This window comes from Sphingobium psychrophilum, from assembly GCF_012927105.1.
In the GTDB taxonomy this organism is placed as follows: Bacteria; Pseudomonadota; Alphaproteobacteria; order Sphingomonadales; family Sphingomonadaceae; genus Sphingobium; species Sphingobium psychrophilum.
The window spans coordinates 1-1,983 of record NZ_JABBFV010000068.1 but is presented as its reverse complement, the minus strand read 5'-3'; the positions used below and the strand labels follow the sequence as shown (position 1 = coordinate 1,983).

At 61.2% G+C, this 1,983-nt stretch carries 2 protein-coding genes; both read right to left on the bottom strand.

From position 1 onward, the window contains the following. Positions 1 to 340: ATP-binding protein (locus tag HHL08_RS25195; RefSeq protein ID WP_169575580.1), on the bottom strand; the 340-nt coding region annotated here is incomplete at its 3' end. Positions 341 to 360: 20 nt separating this feature from the next. After that, positions 361 to 1,872, bottom strand: coding sequence for an IS21 family transposase (gene istA / locus HHL08_RS25190; protein ID WP_169575579.1), 1,512 nt, complete (start codon positions 1,870 to 1,872; stop codon positions 361 to 363). Between the last annotated feature and the right edge of the window lie 111 nt (positions 1,873 to 1,983).

Sequence of the window (1,983 nt, the reverse complement as noted above, 5' to 3'; positions counted from 1 at the left end):
CCAGCGCGATGATATTTTCCCGCCGCAGGATGTATTCGCAGCGTGCCAGCTCCAGCACGAGCATTTTGTTGAGGCCTGGAATGGCCGTGAAGTCGAACGTGTCGAAGCTTTTCACCGCCGGGAACCGCGCAGCCCGGATCCGGCGCTCCACAGTGCGGCGCTCACGATCGATCAGCTCAAGTTCGATGAGCCGCAGCAGGTATCGGCTATGATCAACCCCGTCGCGTGCGCATTCACGCGCCAGCTTCTCATATTCCCGTAGCACCGTAGGCAGTTTGAGCTGCTTGAGATGATGCGCGAGCAGAACCTGCGGCGTCCCCGCCATGGTGCCTGTGGGCATCTTGTCCTCTGTGCCCCGGTTCATGCCGCCAACTCCTGAGATGTTTGGGGCACGAGCGCGGCATAGTCGGCGGCACGCGTCGTCTTCACGTCCATTTTCGGCAGGTGGGGATAGGCTGCCAGGTCCAGGCGGGCGGGCCGCCGTTCGATGCGCGCCAGCGCGATCTGCTTGACCGCATCGAAGCCGATTGCACCGATACAGATCGCCTCGTTCACCGCGAAGGTGACGATCTCCATCGGTATCGCCTCCAACAGGCGCAGGATCTGGATGAACTCGCGCTTGCCCTTGTTGCCCATACGCGCCTCAAGGAGGTGACGCATATGCTGGAACGCTTGCGGAAGGGCCCAGTCCTGCAACGCGGCGGCCTGATCGAGCGCATTGGGCTTGGTCTCGATCAGCGCCAGATAATGCAGCGGGTTCGCCACGAACATGGCCTCACCATAACAGCGCGGATGTCTGGCGATCTCCTCATTGCCACATAGGATGACCACCGTGTCGACGAAGCCCTTCACCATGACATCCTGGAAGCCATACCGGGTCGGCACCGAGTAGTCGTTGGTCCGGTAGCGCACCAGAGCGGTCGACGATACGCGAGCGGCCCTGGTCTCGCACGGTTCGAACTGCCCTGCTGGCAATGCCCGCATCACCGCCAGATCGGCGAGGAGCCGTGTGCCGATCGTCTCACTATGTCGGCCAGCCCGCTCTTCCTGCCGGGCCCGGCAGCGGTCCAACAGCTCATCATTGAAGTCATCGAAGCTGGGCGCATGCGGAATCGGTACCATGAAGTGCGATCGGGCGTGCTTGACCAGGCCTTCCACCTTCCCCTTGTCGTTCCCCTTTCCAGGCCGACCAAAGCGATCGGTAAAAAGGTAATGGCTGACGAGCCCGGTGAACGCGCGTGTTCGCTCGCGCTTCCCATCGCCGCAGATCCTGGCAACCGCGATCTTCGTGTTATCGTAAAGGATCGACAGTGGCACACCGCCAAAGAAGGCGAACGCCGATACATGCCCGTCCAGAAAGGCCTCGGTTGTCTCCGCTGGATAGGCCTTCACAAAGCAGGCATCCGATTGCGGCAGGTCCATGCAGAAGAAGTGCATCTTCCGGCGGACACCATCGATCACGCCCACCGCTTCGCCAAAATCCACCTGAGCATGTCCTGGCGGGTGCGCCAGCGGCACGAACGTCTCGCGTCCACGCGCCCGGCACAGCCGGACATAATCTTTTACGACAGTGTAGCCTCCGCCAAAGTCATGCTCGTCGCGCAGACGTTCAAAGATCCGCTTGGCACTATGCCGCTGCTTCACAGGCGCAATGCGATCCGCTACCAGGATCGCGTCAATCACTGGCAGCAGCGGCCCCAACTTCGGCTTCGCCACAGGCTTGGTCCGCGTGTAGCCGGGCGGCAGAGAAAACCGGCACATCTTCGATATCGTCTCGCGGCTCAGTCCAAAGACCTTCGCGGCCTCGCGCTGGCTGTTACCTTCAACAAAAACAAAGTGCCGAACGGCGGCGTAGCTCTCCACGGCAAACATCCCCGGCCACCCCCCTTAAAAGGAGCAACCTATCCGATGGCTGGTTTTTAAACCGCCACGCTCAGCAAATCGCTGGCGTTCCATTGGCCTGGTTTGTCACCGCCCTCTACA

Coding starts and splice junctions, on each gene's coding strand:
- istA (WP_169575579.1), bottom strand. CDS start 1,872: ATGTTTGCCGTGGAGAGCTACGCCGCCGTTCGGCACTTTGTTTTTGTT.